The 2,985-nt window shown below is 68.6% G+C and carries 3 protein-coding genes; all 3 read right to left on the bottom strand.

Going from position 1 to position 2,985, the window contains the following annotated elements; all coding sequences use genetic code 11:
- On the bottom strand, positions 1-1,427 hold a 1,427-nt coding region (locus IEX49_RS16605; protein WP_188807292.1), incomplete at its 3' end, for a site-specific integrase.
- Positions 1,424-1,756, bottom strand: a complete 333-nt coding sequence (locus tag IEX49_RS16600; protein ID WP_091696820.1) for a helix-turn-helix domain-containing protein — start codon at positions 1,754-1,756, stop codon at positions 1,424-1,426. The genes IEX49_RS16605 and IEX49_RS16600, both read right to left, overlap by 4 nt.
- Before the next feature lie 3 nt (positions 1,757-1,759).
- The gene (locus tag IEX49_RS16595; protein WP_159554328.1) at positions 1,760-2,890 is read right to left on the bottom strand and encodes a tyrosine-type recombinase/integrase; all 1,131 of its coding nucleotides are present in this window, start codon (positions 2,888-2,890) and stop codon (positions 1,760-1,762) included.
- Between the last annotated feature and the right edge of the window lie 95 nt (positions 2,891-2,985).

The following is a 2,985-nucleotide window of genomic DNA, read 5'->3' as shown; positions in this document are numbered from 1 at the left end:
TCGGTGAAGGTGGCGCCCGCGTCGCGGCGGTGTTTGTCGGTGACTTGGTAGCTGTAATTGAGGGCGTCGGCGACGATGGGCGCGGGCATTTCCAGGACCAGGGCCCGCAGAGAGGCGTTGCGGGCGCCGAGCAGGTCGATGCCTCGCTCACGCAGGCGGCTCATGATGGTGTTCTGGTGCAGGTGTTCTCCGGGCCTCATGCCGGGGAAGAGCCAGGTGTTGGCCCGGTGCGCGGAGGTGTTCGTGTGCGGCAGCGCGTCAAGATGTGCCCGCACGATCCTGTCGAACGGGGGCGGGATCTGGAGTCGGTCGTCGGTGAAGCTCACGGTGAGCTTGCCCTCGGTGTCGTGGATCTGTGCCAGGCGCATCCGCGAGATGCGGGTGAGCGATTGACCGTAGAGCAGCAGGAACAGAGCGGCGACTTGCAGTGTGCCCGGGATCTGAGTTGAGGGTTCGGTGAGGGTCCGGAGGTGTTCCAGCCGCTGGGCCTGGCTGATGACAGGGGTGGCCTGGGCGATGCGGTAGGGGAAATCCACGGTGGGCAGGTGCCCGTGCTCGACGGCCCAACGCACGAAGCCCCGAGCCAGACTCCGGGTGGTGGGCCCACCGGCCAGCCAGGCGTCCACGTCGTGCTGAGTGCATTCCGCGGGGCTGTGTCCGCGGGCCCTGAGGTGTCCCAGCAAGCCGATGGCCATGGTGATGGACTGCTTGGCGGCCAGGAAGGTGCCCTTCTTCAGGCCCTCGGTGGCCTGAAGGTGATGTATCCGGTTCAGGTGCACCCAGAGGGCGTACTGCCGGATGATCCGGGCGTCCTCGGCGGGCAGGGCGCTGACCTTCGTCTCGAGCCAGGACTGGAAGCGTTCGATGTCCAGGTTCACCGGCTCCAGTAGTTGGTGCTCGAGGCACAAGGCGCGCAGGAAGGCGACTTTGCCGGGGCAGGGGTGCTCCTGGAAGGTCTGGTGAGTCAGGGGCAGCCGGCCTTGGGCCAGATCCCGCAGCAATTGTTCGGCGTGCCGGTTAATGGTGAGCCAGATCCGGGCGCTACGGGCGTGCTTCTGGCCGGTCAGGGCGGTAAACAGGGGGAGCAGTGGTGCAGCGATGGCCCCGGTGCCATCGTCGAGCAGCACGGTGAGGTCATCGGCCAGGCAGCAGTGGGCGCAGAGTCCGGTGCGCACGAACTCGTCCTCGCGCCCGCACCGGGTGCAGTGGAAGTCGGCCGGGATGCCGGTGCAGTCGGCGCAGGCCGGGGCGCCGTCGAGTAGCCCGGGCAGTAGGCGGTGTTGGGCGCAGCCGGGGCAGGTGCCGTGCAGGCGGGTGGCGCGCTGGTAGCAGCGCCGGCAGATCCGCCCCTCGGGCCAAGTGGCCGCGAACCTCACCCCAGTGCGGTCGCAGCGGGCGCAGGGCCCGGTGAAGGCCGGCCGGCTCATTCGGGCCGGTGAATGCGGGCCCTGATCGGGCGGATGGCGTCTCTCTTCGCGGTGCTGGCCTCGGTGCCGGTGGCCTGGTGCCGGACCGGAGTGGCCACCACCGTGGTGGGGCAGAGATCTTCGAAGCTGCACTCCAACACGTCCAGCAGCGCCCCGAGCAGAGTCAGGTTCATCCGCTCCGGGGTGGCCCCGAGCAGCCGGTAGAGCTGGGAAGACGACAGGCTCACCCCGCGATCGTGCAGGTGGGGGATGAGCTCGGAGAGGTTGTTCATCCCCCGGGCGGCCATGACCTCCCGCAGCCGCCAGGTGTACTCCACGTGCCGTTTCATGGGTCAGTACTCCTTGCTGGTGGTCATCGCGGCCGCGGCCATCCGGTGGATGGCCCCGTCCACGACCCGGGCCCGGTAATCGGGGGACAGGCCGGTGTAGATCGAGGTCGTCGAGGCGTGCTCGTGGCCGACCTGTTGCTGGATGAAGAACGCGTCGTAGCCGGCCTCGATCAGGTGGGTGACGTAAGACCGGCGCAGCGAGTGGAAGTCCAGGTCATCATCCAGCCCGGCCTCCCGCTTGACCTCATTGAAAGCCCGGCTCAGCGAGTCCGCGGCGATCGCCGCGGTGCCCCGCTCGCTCGGCCACAACCAGGTCGAACGGGCCGGGGCGTACAACGGGCGCACCTGATCGGTCCATTGCCGCAGGCATTCCACGGCCCAGTCGAACTCCGGCACGGTCAGCACGCTGCGCCGCTTCGGCGGGGAACCGCGCATGGCCTTGCCGTGCCGGACGTAGATAATTCCCGCGTTGCCGAACTGAGGTGCCCGCGGATTGGTGGCGATGTCGACCAGGTCCAGGCAGCGGACCTCGTTGCGGCGCAGCCCCCACGCGTAGGCGACCTTCATGATCGTCGCGGTGCGGAACGCCGGGATCCACCCCTTGGCCCCGGCCTGGCGAATGCGCAGCACCCGGTCATCGGCGCAGTCGAAGAGGTCCTCGAGCTCGTCCCGGGTGTACGGGCGCTTGCCCGGGGTGGCCACCGCATCCTGGGCGTGACGGGCGGTGTTCCACTCGTGGAAGACCTGCGCCGGGTGCTCACCGAACCGCTCCCAGCACTGCTCGCCCCACCCATACGCCGGGTCCGTCAGGTACTCCAAGAACATCCTCAGCGCGTTCTGGTACCCCAGCACCGTCGACCGGGCCGCACCCTTGACCGCCCGCAGCTCCAGGAAGAACTCGTCCACCACCGAGGCCGTCCACTGCCACGGGTAGGCCTCGGCGAACCGCCGGAACCGCATCACCGTGGACCGGCGGCCCTCCACCGTGCCCGCCGAGAGGTTCCGGGCGAACTGCTGGGCCGCCCACCCGTCCAGCATCGCCACCCACACCGTCTCGGCCTCGTTCAGCACGCCCGTCCCGCAGCGCAGCACCAGCGGAACACTGCCGACCGGACCCACCTCAGGCGTTCGCATAATGAGCGAAATCTTCGCACTAACCGCGAACCACCGTCAATGCTTGCCGTAAACCGCTGGTCAGCCCGGTGTTCTTGGCCCCTGTGTCCGGACAT

Origin of the sequence: Citricoccus zhacaiensis (genome assembly GCF_014645315.1) — a bacterium.
GTDB classification, from domain to species: Bacteria; Actinomycetota; Actinomycetes; order Actinomycetales; family Micrococcaceae; genus Citricoccus; species Citricoccus zhacaiensis.
Note: the sequence above shows the minus strand (reverse complement) of the source record. Positions and strands in the feature narration are given on the sequence as shown.

Excerpts from the sequence above, each read along its gene's own strand:
- IEX49_RS16600 (WP_091696820.1), bottom strand. The coding sequence starts at position 1,756 with ATGAAACGGCACGTGGAGTACACCTGGCGGCTGCGGGAGGTCATGGCC.
- IEX49_RS16595 (WP_159554328.1), bottom strand. The coding sequence starts at position 2,890 with ATGCGAACGCCTGAGGTGGGTCCGGTCGGCAGTGTTCCGCTGGTGCTG.